The organism is Variovorax sp. J22G73, assembly GCF_030317035.1.
Lineage (GTDB): Bacteria > Pseudomonadota > Gammaproteobacteria > Burkholderiales > Burkholderiaceae_C > Variovorax.
The window spans coordinates 1-18,887 of the sequence record NZ_JASZYK010000025.1; the positions used below are offsets into that span (position 1 = coordinate 1).

Below are 18,887 nucleotides of genomic sequence, written 5' to 3' on the forward strand. Positions count from 1 at the left end.
GCGCGCGCCGGCGTCGACCAGCTGCGCTTCGTCAAGCCAGTTGTCGACGACGTCTTTTTCTTCCTCGCGCAGGGTGGCCAGCAACGCTTGGTATTCGCTATTCATGAAGTTTCCTCTGCATCTTGTCGGTGCTGTCCGGGCAAAGGTAAGCGGCGGCAGCAAGGAGAGCGGTGGCTCGTGTGTAACGCCGCGCCGTGATCGTAATCCACCGGGACCAGGGCCGCTGCCAAGCAGTGAGGTCACGCGACGGTAATTTGCGTAGGACCTGCCCCCTTTTGGGTCGCTGGGCGTTGGGCCGCGGCTTGCCGACTTCGTAGGACGCACTCTTCATGCTGGAGATTTCATGCAAGAAACTTGCTCTTGACCACACCATCCTTAGCGCTCTTGAAGGAACGGGTTGGCGCCGCCACCGCTTCTGCCATGCGGCCTTGCTTCTCCGCATTGCGCATGAAGTCGACCCTTTCCACGAAGATCTCGTTCGGCGTCGGCTCGGCGTCTGCTGGAAGATCGCCAGGGCCTGATCGGCGAACTTATGAAGTAGCCCGAAGCGCTCGCTGTTTGTCTGACCAGAGGTCAGGTCCGTCTGTACCGTTGGCGGCACCAGTTCGATCACTTCAACCTTGCCGCCTTGCTCTCAGGAAGGTCTCGCGAACCCACGCAGTCAGTGTTCCTCTGCCAGGGTAGCCCGATGCCCTCATGGTGGCAGCAATGCAGCGGCGTGAGTGAGGCAGTGCTCGACAGCCGCCGCTTTTCTGTTCCTGCGAGAACTCAGGTCGTCGGCCCGCACAGCCCGCTGGCAAGTCGAGCTTCTGCTGGTATTCGTTGTACCAGCCCATCAGGGAATTCTTTGTTGGACAACCCAGCTGGCGGATGGTGGGTCTGATGCGTTTGCCAAGCTTGATGCAGGGCTCAACGGTTCGATTCGATCCTCGTAGGAATACATGGACTACCTTCTGGTAGTCCATTTTTTCGTCCGCACCCCTCTAGAGCCAGAGATCAGCGGAGTTCAACACGCGGTCGACGCATCACTGAACCTGGGCTGAAGAAACAGATGCGCCAGCATCCGAAGCAACGCGGCGGAGCAACTCTGTCATCGCACGCGCCTGCGATCTCGCGGTGTCGTCGTCGCCGGCGATGTCGTAGGCGCGGTCTTCGCTGCGCAGCAAGCGCGCGGGGCGTTCGACGCTCCACACGGCAATGCGAGCGGTGGCCCGCAAGCGGCGCTCGCTTCGAATGTAGTCCACGCGGCTCAGCTGCACCTGGAGCGACGCGGTGGGCGACTGCTCGCTGCATGACGCCTCGCAAAGGCCCCAGGCCGGCAACTGCGCATGCAGGGCGGCCATGAACTCGCGCGACATGCCGACCTCGATGCGTTCGCCCCAGAAGGTATCGGGCCACTCCGCCACGGCACTGGCATCTGCGCGGTAGCGCACGCGCCGCGTCGTGAGGTACTCGGGCACCTCGATGCGGCTGACCGACAGCACGCGCGAAGCGCTCCTGTTGGTTGCGGGGGATGCAACCGCGGTGGACGAGGCGGCCACGGTGGAGGGGGCTGCCACCGCGGGCGGCAGCATCAGCAGCACGGCGGACGGGTTCGACGCGCAGCCCGCCACCGTCGTCACGACCGCAGCAGCCAGGGCGCGGCGGGCCCAGCAGGTCCAGCTCTTGTGCATGTTCATTCGCGTTTGTTTCCGAAAATGATGGCGTTGGGTTTTTCTTCGAGCAGCTCGCTCCACGAGCGAAGGCCGCGCGCGGCCTGCGACAGGTCTTTCACCGCGCCCTCCAGGTCGGCGCGCAGCGGCGCGCCGGGCGCCGCGAGGTCGGCCACGCGGTCCATCGCCACCTTCGCGCTTTCCGACGCCTGGCGCGCGCCGACCAGGGTGCGCTGCAGCTCGGGCTGCGCCTGCAACACGGTCTGGCGCGAGGTGTCGGCCAGGCTGGTGATGGATGCGAGCGTGGTCGTGGACGTGGCCTGCACCTGCTTGATGGCTTCGGTCGCGGCATTCAGCGTCTTGCGCGATTCCACGGCCGTGAGCTGCAGCTCCTTGGACGCACCGGCGAGAACGGACTGCGCGCCGTCGAGCGTGCGCTGCACGGACACCAGCGTGTTGCGCAGGTCCTGCACCGCCGCGCGCACATCGGCCACGGTGTCGCGCAGCGGCAAATCGGCCACCTGGTCGATGAGCGCGCCGAACTTGTCGCCGACCGCCGGTATCTCGGGCACGCCGGCGCCGCCCACCAGCGTGGTTGGTGTGCCCGGCATGAAGTCGAGCTCGATCGCCTTCTGTCCCGTGACCACGCTCTGCGAGGCCAGTCGCGCGCGCAGCCCGCGCTGCACCAGGTCGGGTACGTTGAAGGCCTTGCCGCCGCCATTGCCGACCTCCAGCGCCGAGGGCCGGAGCTTCAGCGCGATGGGGATGGTTGTCTTCAGCGTGCTGCCGTCCATCTGGATGCCGATGTCCGTCACCTGCCCGATGGTCACGCCGCGAAAGGTCACGGGCGCGCCGATCGCCAGACCGCTGACGTTGCCCTGGTAGTAGATGCGCGCCTTCTGCTGCTTGCTGAAGAAGTCGCTGCCGCCCAGCCACAGGACCGACGCGATGATGATGACGAAGGCAGCGACGACGAAGCCACCGATGAGCAGGGCGTTGCGTTTCATGCGGGGGCCTTGGGTTGGTTCGAGGTGGTTTCAGGCGGCACTTCGCGATGGAGAAAAGCGCGCACGGTGGGGTGTTCGGCTGTTTTGGCCAGTTCGCTGGGGCGGCCATGGGCAATGGGGTGCTTGCTGTCCGCGTCCAGGAAGATGCCGTCGTCCGCAATGGCGAAGAGGCTCGGCAGCTCGTGGCTCACGAAGACCACCGCCGCGCCGGTGCGTTCGCGTATGTCCAGGATGAGATCGTCGAGGCGGCGCGAGCTGATCGGGTCGAGCCCGGCGGACGGTTCGTCCAGGAACAGCAGCGGCGGCTCCGCCGCGATGGCGCGCGCCAGGCCAGCGCGTTTCTTCATGCCGCCGCTCAGGTCGGCGGGGTAGAAGTCGGCAAAGTCCGCCAGCTCCACCCATTCGAGCACCTCGCGCGCTTTGGCCTCGCGCTGCCCGGCATCCAGCTTGGTCTGCTGCTCCAGCGGCAGGCAGATGTTTTCCATCACGGTCATCGAGGACCACAGCGCCGCGCTCTGAAAGAGCATGCCGAACCCCGAGCGGAGCCTGGCGCGCTGCGCGTCGTCGCTGGCCCAGAAGTCGACACCGTCGTAGGTCACGCTGCCGCTCGCCGGCGGCAGCAAACCGACCATGTGCTTGAGCAGGGTGCTCTTGCCGCAACCGCTGCCGCCCATGATGGCAAAGATGCACCCCTTCTCCACCTGGAGCGAGATGCCCTGCTGGATCAGGCGTTCGCCGAAGCGCATTTCCAGGTCGTCGACCGCGAGCAGCGCCATTCAGATTCCCAGCGAGTTGGCGCACAGTGCGAAGATTGCGTCCAGCACGATGATGCCCACGATGCTCGTGACGACCGCGCCGGTGGTGGCCACGCCGACCCCCGCAGCGTTTCGCTTGGCGAACAGCCCGTAGTAGCAGCCGACCATGCCCACCATTGCGCCGAACGCCAGCGACTTGCCGAAGCCCAAGCCCAGGTGCGTCCAGGTGAGTGCGCCGGCGGTGCGCTCCATGTAGGCTGCGGCGGACACGTCAAGCATGCTGACCGACACCACCATGCCGCCCACGAGCCCGGCCATGCAGGCGAACACGTAGAGCAGCGGCATCATCAGCAGCAGCGAGGTCACGCGCGGTAGCACCAGAAAGTCGACGGCCGGAAGGCCCAGGACTTCCAGCGCGTCGATTTCCTCGTTGGTCTGCATGGTGGCCAGTTCGGCAGCAAAGGCCGCGCCGGTGCGCCCTGCGATGACCACCGCGGTGATGATGGCGGCCATCTCGCGCGCCATGGCGATGCCGACCAGATCGGCCACGAAGATGCCTGCGCCAAATTTGGCGAGCTGCACGGCGCCTACGAACGCCAGGATGGCGCCAACCAGCGAATTGACCACCAGCACGATGGTGACCGCACGCGCGCTGCTGTCGGCCATGACGCGGCCGAAGTCCTTCGCGCGAAAGCGCCAGCGTCCCCGCAGGGCCAGCCCCGCGGAGAGCAGCACCTCGCCCAGGAAGTTGATTGGCCGTTCGAAGGCGAGCGCGTTCAATGCCAATGCAGCCAGCCGTTCAGAAGCGGGCCTTCAGCGCGGCCACCGGCCCCTGGAACTTGATGCGCAGGCGCTGCACGCCTTCGCCTTCGCGCTTCAGGTCAACGTCAGTGACGGCGTAGGCGAGCGACACGCCGACGTTGCGCACGGGAAACCATTCCATGCCAGCCGATGCGTTGTAGATACTGCCGTGCACGCCGCTGCCGCCGCCCTTGCGGATGCCCGAGCCGTCGAAGAACAGGCGCAGGTCGGGCGTGAGCGCGTGGCGCACGCCGACTTCGAGCATCGGCGCGATCGCGTCGTCGCTGTCGTGGCGGTTGTAGTTGCCGTTGTAGCCCGTGAATCCCAGGCCAGTGAGGCCGGCGTTGGCTGCGCCGTAGGCGTTGGTGTCGAGCGACACGCGGTAGTAGCCCAGGCCGGCGCCCACGCCGAATACCGTGTTGCCCGAGCCGAACCAGTAGCGGTAGCCCAGGCGTGCCACGTCGAGGTCGAAGTTCAGGTTCACGCCCGCGGTGGCCGTGGCGCCGAACGGGCCCGACGTGTAAGCACCGCTGTAGGAGTTGGCATAGCCCTGGCTGTAGCGGAATGCGTCGAACGAGATGCCGTGGTTGTCGCCCAGCAGGAACTCGCCGGAGATGCGCGGCATGGTCTTGCGCTTTCCGTCGACGTCGCCGATGTTCAGCGCGCCAAACGAGTTGCCCACCGCCGTGCTGATGTCAGGCTTGGCGCTGAAGGCGCCCACCGACAGGCTGACCCGGTCGAGCGCGGGGGACATCTGCGCCAGCGCCGATCCACAGCCGCAGGCCAGCGCCACAGCACCGCCCAGGCGCACCCATACCGTCAACTTCGTTCCGTCGTACTGCATCTTTTCCTCTTGCTGCTTTGAAAAATTCGGTTCATCCGCGCAAGGACCCCGCGTTCGCGGCGCGCTATCCTTCGAGCAGACATCTGGTGAAAACGTACGTTAATGTACGGATAGAGGTGCGCCGTGTAGGTGAACACCCCGACACGCATCACAGGTGTGGAACTTTTCGGCTCGAGACAGGCGAAGGAAGAATGAAAAAACTCCCCACCCGCAGCGATGCGGTCAAACATCGCGAGTTGCTGCTGGACGCCGCGGAGGCGGTCTTCGCGGAGCTTGGCGTCCATGTGCCGCTGGAGCTCGTGATCGAGCGCGCCGGCGTGAGCCGGGCCACGCTTTACCGCAACTTCGTTGATCGGGAGGCGTTGGTCACCGCGCTCGTGGAGCGCGGATTCGAGAAGCTGGAGGTCGTGGCCGACGAGGCGGCCACGCGCGACGACGGGCTGTTCGTGTTCCTGACGGTGGTCGGCGAAGGCCTGACCGATGGTGCGCCGCTGATGAACTTCTGGGAGGCCATCGACCCCGCGCATCCCGTCATTCAGAACACGATCTCGCGCTTTGCCGGCCTGCTGAAGCCTTTGCTGCGCCGCTGCAAGGCTGCCAAGCTCTGCCGGCCCGATGTGACCGCAAGTGACCTGGTGCTGGTCTGCAGCATGCTCTGCGGCGCCAAGGACTACGGCCAACTGTTCGACAAGCGAAAGGCCATGAAGCGGGCGCTGATGCTGTGTTTCGAAGGGCTAGCGGTGCGGAACGAAGGCGAAGGGGGACGTTAAAAAGGACTGCCGCCTTGTGCATCGACCTGTGGCTTCGGCGCCGGCTGCGAGGGGCGGGGCCCAGGTCTCAGATGCACCCGCTCCATGGCACGGTAACCGGGGCCTATATGGGACTGATAGCGGGCTATTAGTTGTATGGCCGCAACACGCCCTCGCACCTTGCCATGCATGGCTCGAGGCCGCCATCCTCGGGATTCAAGACTATCGGCGCAACTTCAAAATCACCGTCTGAAGCCGCGCAGGGCTTGGCTTTGGTGGCTGGCGCCGAGGCTCATGTCGGAGGCGGTCTCCCGGAATGAGAGAAGGAGCTCAACGGGTTTACGCTGAACGGCAGTGTTAATTCCCTCTCATTAAATCTACTATTTGTCTCCTTTGTTAACACTATGAGACATTATGAAATTGCCACCTCAAGCCCTCGTCAGCGTTGCTGCCGCAACGCTTTGTCTGAGCTTGGCCGGTTGCGGCGGAGGTGGTGGTGGCGGCCAGAGCTTCCCCTTCCTGCTGCCAACAACCACGCCGACAACCCCCACCACACCCACGACGCCGACTGAGCCCACGCCCACCGATACCAGCGCCGTCAAGCGCGGCGTGCTGAGCGGCGCCGGCAACCCGACCGCCGACATCGGCATCGACAGCGACTTCTATCTCAACTACACCGATGTGACCCTGTTCGGCCCCAAGGCCAACGGCGCATGGCCGGCTGGCGTGGCCTTGCGCGGTGCGGACGGCATCGCCGGGCCGGCGGGCTCGATGGTTCGCTACGGCACCGTGGATCCGCTGGTCACCGACGGCAATGTGGGCGACTTCTATCTCAACACCGCGACTGCCACGCTGTTCGGGCCTAAGGTCGGAGGCGCATGGCCTATGCCGGGCGTGTCGCTGATCGGCCCCACAGGCTCGACGGGCGCGACCGGATCGACGGGTTCCACTGGCGCGACAGGCGCAACGGGTGCGTCCGGCCCGACGGGGGCCACAGGGCCTGTCGGCGCAACGGGCGCGACGGGCACGACAGGTGCCACCGGAGCCACGGGCTCAACGGGCTTGACCGGAGCCACGGGCGCCACGGGCGTGACGGGGCCGACCGGCGCCACCGGCCCTGCCGGCGCTACAGGTTCGACTGGCGTAACCGGCACTACGGGCGCCACAGGCATCACGGGCGCCACTGGACCGACAGGCGTCACTGGGCCTGTCGGTGCAACAGGCGTGACGGGTGCAACGGGCGCGACAGGCGCGACAGGTGTCACGGGCGCCACAGGTGCGACCGGCCCCACGGGCGCGACCGGCGCTTCGGGCTCGTCGACCTTCAACGTCACTTATTCCGCCACTGCGGACAACATCTACGGCAACGGCAGCTACTCGATCGCGCCTTACTCTGCCGACCTCACGGACATGACCGGCGATGGTGGCAACTACGGAGTGCTCTTGCCTGTCGACTGCGCACAAGCAGATCTGAAGGTGGCATTCTCGAAAAACACGCCCAGCGCCTACACATTCTCCGTCTTCAAGCAGACCGTCTTTGTGCCCAATTCCCCATTGACGTTGACACCGCTGTCTTGCACGGTCTCGGCCGGCACCAACAGTTGCGAGATTGCTGGTTTCAACCTCGCCGCGACAGGCGAAGTGCTGCTACTGCAGTTGCAAGGCACCCAAGGCATGAACGTCAGCAACGTCTCCGCTTATGCGCTGCTAAGCTGCAAGCCCTGAACTTCGTTCAAAGCCCGTAGAAGGTCTTGTTGCCTTCGATGCGCGCCCGCTCGGCGTGCGGAAACTTCCGTTCTTCGAGCAGGCGCCGAAGCGCCTCACGGCCCTGGTCGCGGGCATTCGCGAAATAGGCGCTCACGGCCAGTTCGTCGAGCGCGCGCCATGCGTAGACCGCAGTGTCCACGAACAGCGAATCTGCCGGGTACGCCATGGCCGCAGCCTGCTGGGCATAGAGATGCGCCAGCGCGAACTCGTCGCGCAAGCGGTGATAACGCGCCAGCGCGCACAGGGGCTCCGCACGCGTCGGTCGCATCTGGTACGCCGCGAGATAGCCGTCGCGTACCACCGACGGTTGAGCGCCGAGTTGCTCGTCGAGCGCGGCCACCTGGAACAGCGAGAACCAGCGCTCTTCTTCCCATCCCCCCATGGCCGCGCGCGCCGCATAGCGCTCGCGGCTTTCCGCCCGCCGTCCCGCATCGCGGTAGCTCTGCGCCAGGTAGAAGCAATAGCGCGTGTTGCCGGGCTCGTCGCGCAGCGCGCGCTCCAGCACCTCGATGTCGCGCAGGTAGGTGTCCGTGCTGCGTGCGCGTGCGCCGTCATGCGACACCAGGATCGACGGCGCCAACAGGTTCTCCCATGCGTGCGGCAGGTTGCAGGTCAGGTACTCGTGCAGCACGCCTTCCCAGCGCCATGGCAGCCGCGTGGCCACCAAGCTGTTGCGAAAGTAGTTCCAGCCGCTGCTGTTGCACTGCAACTGGTAGCCATCGGCCGGCAGCGCAGGCCATGCGAAGCCTTCGGGCACCGCAAGCGTTTCGTCCGCGTCGATGAACAACACCAGGTCACCCTTCGCGCGCGCGAGGTCGAGCGCCTGGTTGCGGTTGAACGCGAAGTCGCGCCACGGCCGTTCATGCAATTCACCGGGTACGTCCTTCATGAACTCGCGGACGCTTGCCTGAGTGCCGTCGCTCGAGCCGGTATCGACGATCACCCAGTGGTCGATCCACGGCTTCACGGAAGCCAGGCAGCGCTCGATCACCGGCGCCTCGTTCTTGACGATCATGTTCAGACAGATGCGAGGCATGGCGAAAGTGGTGGAGTACGGTGAAGCGCGACGAAGAAGATTCTGCCTCGGCCTGCAGGGGCAGTTTCTGGCCGAACGCCGAAAGGCTTGGGCTGGTCAGAGAGCCTTCTCACGGCGTGAAAGGTGTTTCTTGGACGTACTGCAGCACATATTCAATGCAATCGGTACTTCTTCGAGGTCGGGGGGAACTCAAGAGCGCCGTCCCGGGCTAGGCGCACGGCGTTAGGCAGCGCCGGTCAGATGGGATTTTCGACGCTCTGCCAATCGTTGGAAGCCTTGATCGCCCGCCCCGTGGGCCGTGTGTGACGGTCGTCGCCATCACGGACGGGAAAATGGATAAAATGGGAAAAATCAAGGATTTCCAGGATTTGTCATGAAAGTTCAAGCCGTCGATGCACGTCCTAGCGGGATCGAGCGGCTCGCGCGCGACCTTCCCTCGTTCTCCGCGACCAAGCTCGCCTCGGGCATGCAGGCGGTGAGCCACACGGTAATGGCACGCGGTGCGGTAGTGATCACGCGCCACGACCGACCTTCCATGGTGCTGATGTCGGTGGAGCGCTATCTGCAGATGGAGCAGGCGTCTGAGCCGGATTTGAAGGCGCTCACGTGCCGTTTCGATGACATGTTCGCGCGCATGCAAGGCGAGGCGGCTGCGCAGGCCATGGCCGATGCCTTCGCGATGGCTCCCTCGGAGTTGGGCGAGGCCGCGGTGGCGCAGGCCTCTGTCCAGGCGCCGCGCGACGCGACACGCCGCTGATCGTCGATGCCGGCTCGGATCTTTGTGCTGGCCGGCGTCAACGGCGCCGGCAAGAGCAGCGTGGGCGGTGCCGCACTGCTGCACAAGCAAGTCACGTATTTCAACCCCGATCTGGCCGCCCGTGCACTGCGTGACGCCAGCCCTGGTTTGGCGGCCGAGACAGCCAACGCCCAAGCCTGGGAGATCGGGCGCAGGACGCTCGAGCGGGCGCTGGCCGAAGGCCTGAACTTCGCGTTCGAGACGACACTGGGTGCCCGAACGATTCCCCAGATGCTCATCGACGGGGCGCGGCAGGGGGCACAGGTGCATCTCTGGTACGCCGGACTGTCTTCGCCCGAACTTCATGTGCAGCGGGTGCAGGCACGCGTTGCGGCCGGTGGCCACGACATTCCCGAGGCGAAGATTCGCGAGCGTTATGAGACCAGCCGAGCCAACCTGATTCGATTGCTGCCGCGGCTCGCGAGCCTGCGCCTTTATGACAACAGCGCCGAAGGTGACCCCAAGGCAGGACGCCAACCCCAGCCCCAACTGCTGCTGCACATGGAAGGCGGCCGCATCGTCTTTCGGATCTCGCTGGATCGGGTGCCGCAGTGGGCCAAGCCGATCATGGCCGTCGCCTTGGCGTAGTCTGTCGGCGCCAAGGCAGCGCGCGAAGACGCCGCATCCGTCGCCACGCCTTAGGCCGGCGAATGGGACAACCATGGCCGCGCTGGCCGCAGCGGCGATCCGCCAAACGTTCGAGCTTCGCGAAACGCTGTGTGTGCCCGGTGCTGGCTGTGGCAAGGCAGGGGGCCGTCGATGTGGGACACAATCGGCCGATCTGCCACCTGGAGACCGGCAAGAAGCGCAGTGAACTCTATGCGAAGGTGTAGGCGCAGCCGATGAGCCGGCTGGCCAAGGAACTGGGCATCTCGGATGTGGGCCTGCCCAAGGCCTGCAGCCGTCACGCGGTGCCCGCCCCCCGCGCGGCTATTGGGCCAAGCTCCATGCGGTCCAGACGCCGCCTCGAACCCCTTGCCCACGCCCGAGCTGGACGTCGTCGTGCATTTCGCGACGAGCGATCCGCAAGAGCGGGAGCGACAAAAGCCCATGGAGCGCAGGCGCACCGAAGCGTTGAATGCATAGGTCGCCGACGCGGCGGTTCACGTTGTCGCGGGCTTCTTCGAAGACCTCGACGGCGCGCACCCGTTGGTCAAATCAACCCAACGGTACTGCGACCGGATTCCGAAGTTGATCGCCCAGCACAAGCGTCGAGGCAACGACGCGTGGCGCCTGACGAAAGAGGAAGACCGTCCGCCGAGCGACAACCAAGGCCGATACAGCTTTCTTCATCACGGGCCGATGGACATCAGGGCCTCCCTGGGCACGATGGACTGGGTGCTGCGCTTTTCACGCCTCGATCTTCCGGGGCCTGGTGGCCGCAGGCATGGTGATCGCGCGCCGCGAAGCGCCGACGGGTCGTCCGATCAACCGGTTCGAGGGCCCGGCCATCGAGGCCCGATTCAAGGGCGAGACGTTCACCATCCAATTCTCCCAGGGCTATCGGCGCGTCCACCTGGACGCCGACAAACTCGCGAAAAGGAAGAAGGAAGATTCCTGGGCATTCGCGATTCCGGCCGCCATCGGGATGATTGCAGTCCTGCTGATCATCACGACCGGTTGGCGTCGGCGCAGCGCGCCATCGCCGAGCTCATGCCTTCTCTGGGCGACTCAACGGCCGCTGAGCAGGTGAACCGGCCGCAAGGGACGAATGCGCCGCGAGACGCAGACAGCGCACTATGCAGCGCGAGCATCGCTGCCCGATGCGCGTTGACCTGAGCCAGACATCTGAAGTGACCGGCGTGGGTGCGACGGGCATCTGTCGTGTGGGATGCCGAATCGGTGCGCTTTCGTCCGACAAAGTGGGATGTCGAGATTCGCTAGTCTCGAGCCAAGGCAAATTGCATGTGAGTGCGATCTGCCGCGACTTCCGCATGCGCTGCGTGGGACGTAGGGAGAAATGCCCAGCTCTGCTGGGCATTTTTCTAGCGCCGCGCGCAGGGTTTGATTTCCGAGCCTTCAAGCTTCTGTCTCTTTGCTTTCCTATCTCCATGCTTGAACGAGCTGCCGATCCTCTTGCCGATGCGGTCGCGACCGCTACCACCTCCGCCGCGGCTGCAGATGCGCAAGACATCCCTCCAAAGCCACAGTCCACATCAGCAACAACGCCGCCTCTGCCGAAGCGTCCCCGCGCCGTGCTTCCGCCGGGCCTTTCCCTCGCGGCATGGAAGCAGTTCCTGCGAGTGGCAAAGCCCTTCTGGCTGGGAGACAAGCGCTCCACTGCCTGGACGCTGCTCGGGTTGCTTGTCGGCTTGATGCTGCTAGACACCCAGCTCGCAGTGATGCTGGTGGCCAAGACGGGTGAACTGACTTCGGCGCTCGCCGCGAAGGACGCAGACCGCTTCTGGGGCGCCGTGCGCGGCAGCCTGATCGTGCTGGCGATGGCGGTGCCGGTCTATGCCATCTACTACTACATGCGCGACTCCTTCGCCAACCAGTGGCGCAAGTGGCTCACCGCGCGTTTTCTCGATGGCTACCTGGGCAAGCGACGCTATTACCACCTCGGCGCGGATGCCAGCATCGACAATCCCGACCAGCGGATCGCGGAAGACATCAACACATTCACCGGGCGCAGCATCAATTTCCTGCTCGTCGTCCTGGGCTCCTCGATGCAGCTGGTGGCGTTCAGCGCGGTGCTCTGGGGCATCAGCAAGCTCCTGGTGGCCTTCCTGGCGATCTATGCCATCGTCGGCACGGTGGTCGCGCTGTGGATCTTCGGCCAGCCCCTGATCCAGCTGAACTTCTGGCAGCTCAAGCGCGAAGCCGACTTTCGCTTCGACCTCATGCGCCTGCGCGAGAACGCCGAGAGCATTGCGTTCTACCGGGGCGAGCCGCAAGAGCGCGCCCAGATCGATCGACGCTTCGAAGACGTCTATGCCAACTACGACAAGCTCATCAAGAAGCAGCGCAGCCTGAACCTGTACCAGCGGGCCTACAGCCAGCTCACCTTGGTGCTGCCGGTCGTGATCCTCGCGCAGGGCGTGCTGAGCGGCGAGCTGGAAGTGGGGCGCGCCACGCAGGCCGTCGCCGCCTTCGCCGCGGTGCTGACGGCCGTGACGGTGATCGTGGACAACTTCGAGTCGCTCAGCAAGTTCGTCGCCGGCATCGGTCGGCTCGACATGCTGGCCAAGGCCGTCGCCTTGCCGCAACTGCACAAGGAACCCGCCACGCCCGCGGTCACCGTCGACGCCAGCGATGGCAAGCGCATCGCGTTGCACGAGGAAGGGGACGCGCTGCTGATCGAGTCGCTCACGCTGTACACGCCAGGCTTCGGCCGGCTGTTGCTGGAGAACCTGGAGCTCGAACTGAAACCGGGCAACGGCCTGCTCATCACCGGCCCCAGCGGAAGCGGAAAAAGCAGCCTGCTGAGGGCGATCGCCGGCCTGTGGGACCACGGAACCGGAACCGTGCGTCGACTGCCGTTGCACAGCTTGATGTTCCTGCCCCAGCGCCCCTACATGCCGGTCGGGAGCCTTCGGCAGCAGCTGTTGTACCCGGCGCGGGAGGTCGAGGGCCTCACGGACGAACGGCTGGGTGAGATCCTTGCCGAAGTTCAGCTTCCGAGCTTGATGGAACGCGTCGGCGGCCTCGATGCGACGCAACATTGGGAAAAGGTGCTGAGCATGGGTGAGCAGCAGCGCCTGTCGTTCGCGCGCGTGCTCGTCCAGTCTCCCGGCTTCGTCATCCTCGACGAAGCGACCAGCGCACTCGACGACGCCAACGAGGCCGCGCTCTACCAACGCTTGAAAGACGAGGGCGTCACACTCATCAGCATTGCGCACCGGGCTGCCGTGGTGCCGTTTCATACCCACGTGCTGTGCTTCGGAGGGGACGGCAGTTGGACGCTGAAGGACACAGCGACGTTTCTTGCCAACCGCAACAATGACGCGCAGACCGCGGAGCATCCGTCAGAGCCTGTTCGAAACGCGACTTGAGAGGGTTCAAGGGACGACTGGACGAGGCCGGCATGAGCCATCGGTGGGCAGCAAAAGCGACTCCTATGAAGACGCCCTGGCCGAGACGATCAACGGCCTCGACAACGCCAAGTGGGCCCATCGCCGGGCGCCGTGGAGAAAGGACGCGGTGGTGTACGCGACGCTCGAATGGATGTCCTGGTTCAACCACCATCGCCTGCTCGAACCCATCGGCTACACCCCGCCTGCAGAAGCTGAGGGAAGCTATTCCAAGCGATTCGCCAGTCAGCCCGTCAAGACGTCGGCATGGCTTAAACCGACCGGCCTCCATGAAAGCCGGGGCGATTCAGTCAAGCCGCGAGACGATGTTCGTAGTACGGGTGCGCGGGGTCGTCGAGGATTGCGTACTGCGCATCCGGATTTCTCATATCCGGCCTCAACCAGGCATCGACGTTCTCCCGGTCGCCGGCGACAAGGGCTGATGCTCAACCGGTCGGTCAAAGAGAACGCGACACTCTCATGTCTGAACCTGCCTAAGTTCAGGTCTGGCCCCCCTGCTGAACATGCGCGCCGAAGCCGGCGCGGTGAAGCGCGTGCTGGACAGGCTGAACCTGAGTCCGGCACGGCTGGACCGCAATGTTTCAGCCTATTCCGGCGGCAATCAGCAAACCGGCCAGGCACGGCTCATGACCCTGCCGGAAGACATTGCCGCCCAATGCGTGGCGCGCCAGGGAATCGGTATGCCTGATCGCTACGGTCCGGCGGCCCCACGTTCCGTCAGGGCGCTGCTGAGCGCTCTGGCGAAGCACCGCGAGCGTCGCTTCAGCATGATCGAGAACACCGATGCGCTGGGGGTCAGCGCATTGGCCGCTCCAATCCAGCGCGCTGGCATGCCCGCCCTGGGGGTCATCGTGATCGCGGGTCCCTCCTCGCGCTTGACGTCGGAGCGTATGCAGGAATTCGGGCCCGCATTGCTTGCCGTCGCCGACGAGCTCGCAGCGACAAGCGATGCGTCTGCGTTGATGAAGTCGTCCAATGCGGCAACTCGGCGCGACATCACTGAAACCCTGGCTCGTGCGGGCGAAGACCCAGCCGAGGGCGGGGAGCGCGAACGACACAACGCAGTCAGGGCAGCGGCGCCCCACTGAGCGGTGCCCGCATGCCGACAGACCCAACCTGCGAATCGGAACGGCTTCGAACAGCCGCTCAGACAACTGAGTCAGGCCGGCTGTTCTCGGAGCATCTCCAACATGGCCTTGATCGCAGCCCGGTACCCGCCAGGTCCTAGACCGGCGATCACGGCGGTGGCCACCGCGGACATGTAGGAGTGGTGGTACATCTCCTCTCGGCGATGGATGTTGGAGATGTGGACCTCGATGATCGGCCCCGGAAACATCTTGAGCGCATCCATGATGGCCATGGACGTGAACGAATAGGCCGCGGGATTGATGATGATTCCGCTGCCCGCGTCGATGGCCTCGTGGATCCAGTCGATCAATTGGGTCTCGCTGTTGGACTGATGGAACTCCAACGGGATCGCCCCGGCTTCGTCGCGGCACATGGCCTCGATTTCGGCGAGCGTGGTCTTGCCGTAAATCGCAGGCTCACGCTTGCCGAGACGGTTGAGGTTCGGACCGTTCAGAATGAAAAGCGGCTTGGTCATGGGTGAGTACGCTTGCAATGCGAGAGGGTTTCAGAAGCCGCTGTGGAACAGCTTCGCGGGGCCGGTGACAAGCCAGGGAAAGAAAACCATCAGGAACATGATCAGGAACTGCGCGATCATGAATGGCATCACTCCCTTGGTCACTGTGTCCATCGACATTCGACCGACGCCGGCCACCACGTTGAGTACCACGCCAACCGGTGGCGTGACCAAACCGATGGCGTTGTTCATGATGAACATGACGCCAAAGTAGACGGGGTCGATCTTGGCGGCGATGACGACCGGCATCAGAACGGGCGTGAGGATCAGGATGGTTGGCGTCATGTCCATCGCGGTGCCGACGATCATGACCAGCACCATGATCGCCACCATCAACAGGATGGGACTGTCCATGAAGGGTTGGAGCATGCCTACCACCTTGCCGGGAAGGTCTGCCACCGTGATGAGCCAGGCTGAAACCATGGCCGCAGCCACCAGGAACATCACCACCGCGGTGGTCTTGGACGCCTTCTTGAAAATGCCGAACAGCTGCGCGAGTTTGAGGCCGCGGTAGATGACCGTCGCGACGAACAGGGCGTACACCGCCGCCACCACGCCGGCCTCCGTCGGCGTGAACACGCCCATGCGCAAACCGACCAGGATGATCACCGGCAGCATCAGCGCCCAGCCACAGCGGCGCAGCGTGGTCAGCAATTCCTTCAATGGCTTGCGCGGCGGAGGCAACACGCCTTCGTTGCGCGCGACGTAGGCCCAGGTCACCCACAGCGCAAGCCCCATCAGCAGGCCCGGCGCGATGCCGGCCATGAACAGCTTGGAGATCGAAACGTTGGCCGTGACGCCGAAGATCACCAGTCCGATGGACGGCGGCAACACCGGCGCAATCACCCCGGACGCCGCGATGAGACCAGCCGCGCGATGCGGCGCGTGGCCGGCGGCCACCATCATCGGCAGGAGCATGGCGGTCAGGGCAGCGGCGTCGGCCACCGCGCTGCCCGACAGAGCCGAAAGCATGATCGATGCGACGATGGTCACGTAGCCCAGGCCGCCTCTGATGTGACCGACAAGTGCCATCGCGAATTCGACGATGCGCTTCGACAGTCCGCCTTCGTTCATGATCTCGCCAGCCAGCAGGAAGAAGGGCACTGCCAGCAGGGGGTAGCTGTCTGCGCCGCCCAGCAGGTTCTGCGCGAGGATCTGGGCTTCGAACAGGTCCATGTGCCACATCAGTGCCACGCCGCTGACCAGCAGCGCAAACGAGATCGGGATGCCGATGGCCATCGCCAGCAGCAGGGACCCAATGAAGATGGTGAGTGTCATGCTCGCTCGCTCTGTTGTTTGGGGAGGTCGGCGCCATGCGGGAGGTTGAGCGCGGCCAGGTCTTCGGATTCCTGGACCATCACCAGGTCGTCATCGTCCATGTGACCGGTGAAGAGCAGCCACAGGTCCAGAAGCAGCACGATGCATGCGCAGGCCGAAAAAGCCACGCCAGCCGCATGCAACACGGCCATCGGCAACTGGGTGGAAGGTGCCAGCACATCCATGTTGATGCTGGTTTGTTCCAGCGCGCCCCTGAAGACCAGGTAGCAGACATACAACATGGTCAGATGGCCGAGCACAAGGCAGATCTTTTTGCCGAATGGGGGCAGGCGCGACACCAGGGCGTCGGTGCCAAGGTGCGCGTGCTCGCGCAGCGCGACGACGCAGCCCATGAAGGTGATCCACACGAACAGCCAACGCGAAATCTCTTCGGACTGCGTGATCGACGAGTTGAAAACATAGCGCAGAACCACGTTGCTGAAGACCAGCGCCACCATGATCATGAGCGCCACGGCCATCACGTTGGTGACACCGCGGCAAAAAGAATCGATCAGCTTTACCATGCCTGCTCCTCTGTACGACCCGTCGGCGCGCAATGCTCTCGGTTGCATCGCGGCGCCCCCCAAACGACCGCCGACTCCAACTCTCAGGAATTGGGGCGGGCTTGAATTCGCAGAATCAGAACTTGGAGACGCGGTCCAGTTCGGTCTTGAAGAGCGTGATCACGGCCGGGTCATACGCAGCGGAAAACTTGTCGTAGATCGGCTTGACTTCGGCGCGCATGCGGGCCGTCTCGGCGGGTGCAACGGCGTTGTACGTCATGCCCTTGGCCTGGAGTTCGACCAGGGCCTTGCCGGCGGCCTCGCGGCTCGCCGCACGCTGGTAAGTCTGGGCTTCCGTGGCGGCTTCTTGCAGCAACTTGTGCTCCGCAGGTGACAGCTTGTCCCAGAAGCGCTTGCTGACCTGAATCGGGTTTGTCGCGTACACATGATTGGTGCCGCTGACGTACTTCTGCACTTCGTAGAACTTGCTGGATAGGATCACCGAATACGGGTTCTCTTCCCCGTCGACCGCCTTGCTTTCGAGGGCGTTGTACAGCTCGGCGAAGGGCATCGGCAACGGGTTGGCCTTGAAGGTCTTGAAGGTCTCCAGGAACACCGGATTCGGGATGACGCGCAGCTTCAGGCCATCGAGATCTTCGCCCTTGGTGATGGGCCGCTTGCTGTTGGTGACGTTGCGGAACCCCAGGTCGAAAAATCCCAGGATGACGATGCCCTTGTCAGCCAGCTTGGCGCTGACCATCTTGCCCAGCGGGCCGTCCACCATGGCGTCTGCCTGCTTCCCGTTGCTGAACAGGAAGGGGAAATCGAACAGTCCGAATTCCTTGACGACGCCGGTCAGCGAAGTGGTGGACGCCACAAGCATTTCCTGCACGCCGCCCTGCAGCGCGGATTGCTGCTGCAGCTCGTTGCCGAGCTGACTGCTGGCGAATTCCTTGACCGTGATCTTCCCGCCGCTCTTGGCTGCCACGAGCTCGGCGAACTTCTTGACGCCCCAACTGGTCGGGTGGTCGGTGTTGTTCAAGTGGCCGAAGCGGATCGTTCGTTCCTGAATGTCCTGGGCTTGGACAAGCGTGGCGGCGATGAGCAGTGCGAGGCCGCCTGCCAGTTTCAAGAATTTCGATGCCATGAATGTCTCCTTGGATTTGGAATGTAAGAATATTATTGAATCATCTGGTGAATCGCAATGTATATGATGATCAGGGTATTCTCTGATTGCCGAAGAAGCGGCCCGAACCGAAAACTGCGCAGAATTGCGATCCGCTCAGGAGCAACCTTGTTGACCGACCAATCCCTAGATCCCCAGGACAGCGCCACCGTCGGCGAGGTCGCCTATCGCCGTATACGCTCGGACATCGTGCTGGGCCGCCTGACGCCGGGGCGGCGTCTGCCGCTGGAACGGATGAAGGAGGCCTACGGCACCAGCGTCAGCACGCTGCGCGAGCTCTTCAGCCGCCTGGCCACGGAGGGACTGCTCGTCGCGGAAGGGGCCCGTGGGTTTCAGGTCAGCGCCGTCTCGTCGGCCAACCTGCGGGACGTGGCGTCGATGCGGCTTCTTCTGGAGAGCCATGGACTCAAGGAGTCTTTTCAGCGCGGCGACCTGGAGTGGGAAGGACGGGTGGTCGCGGCTCATCACAAGCTGGCAACCATGGAAAAGCGAATGGCGACCGATGCCCAGGCGCCGGCGGAAACCTGGCGCCAGTACGACTGGGCCTTTCACGTGTCGCTGATCTCGGCTTGCGGGTCCGACTTGCTGCTGCAGACCTATGCATCGATTTGCGACAAGTACCTGCGCTACCAGATGATCGCCGCCGTCTTTCGCGGCAAAGAGGCCGAGGACGAGCACCAGGTTCTCCTGGAATGCGCACTCCGCAAGGACTGGCAGCGCGCGCAACAGACCCTGACCACCCACGTCGAGGATTGCGTCACGCAGATGGCCTCGGTGCTGGACGCCGCCTGAACCGAA

General features: G+C 64.2%; 19 protein-coding genes and 3 pseudogenes. 9 read left to right on the forward strand and 13 right to left on the reverse strand.

Features of this window, described 5'->3' with window-relative positions; translation table 11 throughout:
* Window positions 1-341: 341 nt before the first annotated feature.
* The 7 genes and pseudogenes from QTI51_RS38490 to QTI51_RS38520 form a co-directional block, all read right to left on the reverse strand.
* Window positions 342-467 carry a hypothetical protein gene (locus QTI51_RS38490; protein ID WP_286517891.1) on the reverse strand — a complete coding sequence of 42 codons (126 nt, stop codon included), beginning with the start codon at window positions 465-467 and terminating at the stop codon, window positions 342-344.
* A gap of 159 nt (window positions 468-626) precedes the next feature.
* A pseudogene (locus tag QTI51_RS38495) lies at window positions 627-943 on the reverse strand (IS3 family transposase); the annotation flags it as partial.
* A gap of 82 nt (window positions 944-1,025) precedes the next feature.
* Entirely contained in the window at window positions 1,026-1,679 is a 654-nt protein-coding gene (locus tag QTI51_RS38500; RefSeq protein WP_286517889.1) for a PqiC family protein, read from the reverse strand.
* Entirely contained in the window at window positions 1,676-2,659 is a 984-nt protein-coding gene (locus QTI51_RS38505; protein WP_286517888.1) for an MlaD family protein, read from the reverse strand. The genes QTI51_RS38500 and QTI51_RS38505 overlap by 4 nt, the downstream gene beginning before the upstream one ends.
* Complete coding sequence (locus QTI51_RS38510) at window positions 2,656-3,435, reverse strand: ABC transporter ATP-binding protein (RefSeq protein ID WP_286517887.1); 780 nt, start codon at window positions 3,433-3,435, stop codon at window positions 2,656-2,658. Before QTI51_RS38510 ends, QTI51_RS38505 begins: the two co-directional genes overlap by 4 nt.
* Window positions 3,436-4,194, reverse strand: coding sequence for an MlaE family ABC transporter permease (locus QTI51_RS38515; protein WP_286517883.1), 759 nt, complete (start codon window positions 4,192-4,194; stop codon window positions 3,436-3,438).
* A gap of 19 nt (window positions 4,195-4,213) precedes the next feature.
* Entirely contained in the window at window positions 4,214-5,059 is an 846-nt protein-coding gene (locus tag QTI51_RS38520; protein WP_286517881.1) for a hypothetical protein, read from the reverse strand.
* Window positions 5,060-5,250: 191 nt separating this feature from the next.
* Here QTI51_RS38520 and QTI51_RS38525 point away from each other — a divergent pair, with 191 nt between their 5' ends.
* Window positions 5,251-5,829, forward strand: a complete 579-nt coding sequence (locus tag QTI51_RS38525; protein WP_286517878.1) for a TetR/AcrR family transcriptional regulator — start codon at window positions 5,251-5,253, stop codon at window positions 5,827-5,829.
* A gap of 393 nt (window positions 5,830-6,222) precedes the next feature.
* The gene (locus QTI51_RS38530; protein WP_286517875.1) at window positions 6,223-7,533 is read left to right on the forward strand and encodes a collagen-like protein; all 1,311 of its coding nucleotides are present in this window, start codon (window positions 6,223-6,225) and stop codon (window positions 7,531-7,533) included.
* 7 nt (window positions 7,534-7,540) lie between these two features.
* On the opposite strand, the gene QTI51_RS38535 is transcribed toward QTI51_RS38530, so the two are convergent.
* Entirely contained in the window at window positions 7,541-8,611 is a 1,071-nt protein-coding gene (locus tag QTI51_RS38535) for a glycosyltransferase (protein WP_286517874.1), read from the reverse strand.
* A gap of 373 nt (window positions 8,612-8,984) precedes the next feature.
* Here QTI51_RS38535 and QTI51_RS38540 point away from each other — a divergent pair, with 373 nt between their 5' ends.
* The 5 genes and pseudogenes from QTI51_RS38540 to QTI51_RS38560 form a co-directional block, all read left to right on the forward strand.
* Window positions 8,985-9,368: a hypothetical protein gene (locus QTI51_RS38540; protein WP_286517872.1), complete on the forward strand. Its 384-nt coding sequence runs from the start codon at window positions 8,985-8,987 to the stop codon at window positions 9,366-9,368.
* A gap of 6 nt (window positions 9,369-9,374) precedes the next feature.
* The gene (locus QTI51_RS38545) at window positions 9,375-9,995 is read left to right on the forward strand and encodes an ATPase (protein WP_286517869.1); all 621 of its coding nucleotides are present in this window, start codon (window positions 9,375-9,377) and stop codon (window positions 9,993-9,995) included.
* Window positions 9,996-10,794: 799 nt separating this feature from the next.
* Window positions 10,795-11,100: a hypothetical protein gene (locus QTI51_RS38550; protein ID WP_286517868.1), complete on the forward strand. Its 306-nt coding sequence runs from the start codon at window positions 10,795-10,797 to the stop codon at window positions 11,098-11,100.
* A 358-nt stretch (window positions 11,101-11,458) separates the two neighbouring features.
* Window positions 11,459-13,402: an ABC transporter ATP-binding protein/permease gene (locus tag QTI51_RS38555; protein ID WP_286517866.1), complete on the forward strand. Its 1,944-nt coding sequence runs from the start codon at window positions 11,459-11,461 to the stop codon at window positions 13,400-13,402.
* 34 nt (window positions 13,403-13,436) lie between these two features.
* Window positions 13,437-13,658, forward strand: a pseudogene (locus QTI51_RS38560) (IS3 family transposase); the annotation flags it as partial.
* A gap of 73 nt (window positions 13,659-13,731) precedes the next feature.
* Here QTI51_RS38560 and QTI51_RS39130 read toward each other — a convergent pair.
* Window positions 13,732-13,839, reverse strand: a pseudogene (locus QTI51_RS39130) (SOS response-associated peptidase family protein); the annotation flags it as partial.
* 105 nt (window positions 13,840-13,944) lie between these two features.
* Between QTI51_RS39130 and QTI51_RS38565 the strand changes: the two are divergent.
* Window positions 13,945-14,529, forward strand: a complete 585-nt coding sequence (locus tag QTI51_RS38565) for an IclR family transcriptional regulator domain-containing protein (protein ID WP_286517865.1) — start codon at window positions 13,945-13,947, stop codon at window positions 14,527-14,529.
* 71 nt (window positions 14,530-14,600) lie between these two features.
* On the opposite strand, the gene aroQ is transcribed toward QTI51_RS38565, so the two are convergent.
* The 4 genes from aroQ to QTI51_RS38585 form a co-directional block, all read right to left on the reverse strand.
* The gene (gene aroQ / locus QTI51_RS38570; RefSeq protein WP_116914306.1) at window positions 14,601-15,044 is read right to left on the reverse strand and encodes a type II 3-dehydroquinate dehydratase; all 444 of its coding nucleotides are present in this window, start codon (window positions 15,042-15,044) and stop codon (window positions 14,601-14,603) included.
* A 30-nt stretch (window positions 15,045-15,074) separates the two neighbouring features.
* Window positions 15,075-16,361 carry a TRAP transporter large permease gene (locus tag QTI51_RS38575; protein WP_286517864.1) on the reverse strand — a complete coding sequence of 429 codons (1,287 nt, stop codon included), beginning with the start codon at window positions 16,359-16,361 and terminating at the stop codon, window positions 15,075-15,077.
* A complete protein-coding gene (locus QTI51_RS38580; protein ID WP_116914304.1) occupies window positions 16,358-16,924 on the reverse strand; it encodes a TRAP transporter small permease in 567 nt (188 codons plus the stop codon). The genes QTI51_RS38575 and QTI51_RS38580 overlap by 4 nt, the downstream gene beginning before the upstream one ends.
* Before the next feature lie 115 nt (window positions 16,925-17,039).
* On the reverse strand, window positions 17,040-18,050 hold the full coding sequence (locus tag QTI51_RS38585; protein ID WP_286517862.1) for a TRAP transporter substrate-binding protein: 1,011 nt from the start codon (window positions 18,048-18,050) through the stop codon (window positions 17,040-17,042).
* A gap of 150 nt (window positions 18,051-18,200) precedes the next feature.
* Here QTI51_RS38585 and QTI51_RS38590 point away from each other — a divergent pair, with 150 nt between their 5' ends.
* Window positions 18,201-18,881: a GntR family transcriptional regulator gene (locus QTI51_RS38590; RefSeq protein WP_286517860.1), complete on the forward strand. Its 681-nt coding sequence runs from the start codon at window positions 18,201-18,203 to the stop codon at window positions 18,879-18,881.
* The last annotated feature ends 6 nt before the right edge of the window (window positions 18,882-18,887 follow it).

Excerpts from the sequence above, each read along its gene's own strand:
- QTI51_RS38585 (WP_286517862.1), bottom strand. The coding sequence starts at position 18,050 with ATGGCATCGAAATTCTTGAAACTGGCAGGCGGCCTCGCACTGCTCATC.
- QTI51_RS38505 (WP_286517888.1), bottom strand. The coding sequence starts at position 2,659 with ATGAAACGCAACGCCCTGCTCATCGGTGGCTTCGTCGTCGCTGCCTTC.
- QTI51_RS38540 (WP_286517872.1), top strand. The coding sequence starts at position 8,985 with ATGAAAGTTCAAGCCGTCGATGCACGTCCTAGCGGGATCGAGCGGCTC.
- QTI51_RS38545 (WP_286517869.1), top strand. The coding sequence starts at position 9,375 with ATGCCGGCTCGGATCTTTGTGCTGGCCGGCGTCAACGGCGCCGGCAAG.
- QTI51_RS38530 (WP_286517875.1), top strand. The coding sequence starts at position 6,223 with ATGAAATTGCCACCTCAAGCCCTCGTCAGCGTTGCTGCCGCAACGCTT.
- QTI51_RS38575 (WP_286517864.1), bottom strand. The coding sequence starts at position 16,361 with ATGACACTCACCATCTTCATTGGGTCCCTGCTGCTGGCGATGGCCATC.
- aroQ (WP_116914306.1), bottom strand. The coding sequence starts at position 15,044 with ATGACCAAGCCGCTTTTCATTCTGAACGGTCCGAACCTCAACCGTCTC.
- QTI51_RS38525 (WP_286517878.1), top strand. The coding sequence starts at position 5,251 with ATGAAAAAACTCCCCACCCGCAGCGATGCGGTCAAACATCGCGAGTTG.
- QTI51_RS38500 (WP_286517889.1), bottom strand. The coding sequence starts at position 1,679 with ATGAACATGCACAAGAGCTGGACCTGCTGGGCCCGCCGCGCCCTGGCT.
- QTI51_RS38535 (WP_286517874.1), bottom strand. The coding sequence starts at position 8,611 with ATGCCTCGCATCTGTCTGAACATGATCGTCAAGAACGAGGCGCCGGTG.
- QTI51_RS38555 (WP_286517866.1), top strand. The coding sequence starts at position 11,459 with ATGCTTGAACGAGCTGCCGATCCTCTTGCCGATGCGGTCGCGACCGCT.
- QTI51_RS38565 (WP_286517865.1), top strand. The coding sequence starts at position 13,945 with ATGCGCGCCGAAGCCGGCGCGGTGAAGCGCGTGCTGGACAGGCTGAAC.
- QTI51_RS38510 (WP_286517887.1), bottom strand. The coding sequence starts at position 3,435 with ATGGCGCTGCTCGCGGTCGACGACCTGGAAATGCGCTTCGGCGAACGC.
- QTI51_RS38520 (WP_286517881.1), bottom strand. The coding sequence starts at position 5,059 with ATGCAGTACGACGGAACGAAGTTGACGGTATGGGTGCGCCTGGGCGGT.
- QTI51_RS38580 (WP_116914304.1), bottom strand. The coding sequence starts at position 16,924 with ATGGTAAAGCTGATCGATTCTTTTTGCCGCGGTGTCACCAACGTGATG.
- QTI51_RS38550 (WP_286517868.1), top strand. The coding sequence starts at position 10,795 with ATGGTGATCGCGCGCCGCGAAGCGCCGACGGGTCGTCCGATCAACCGG.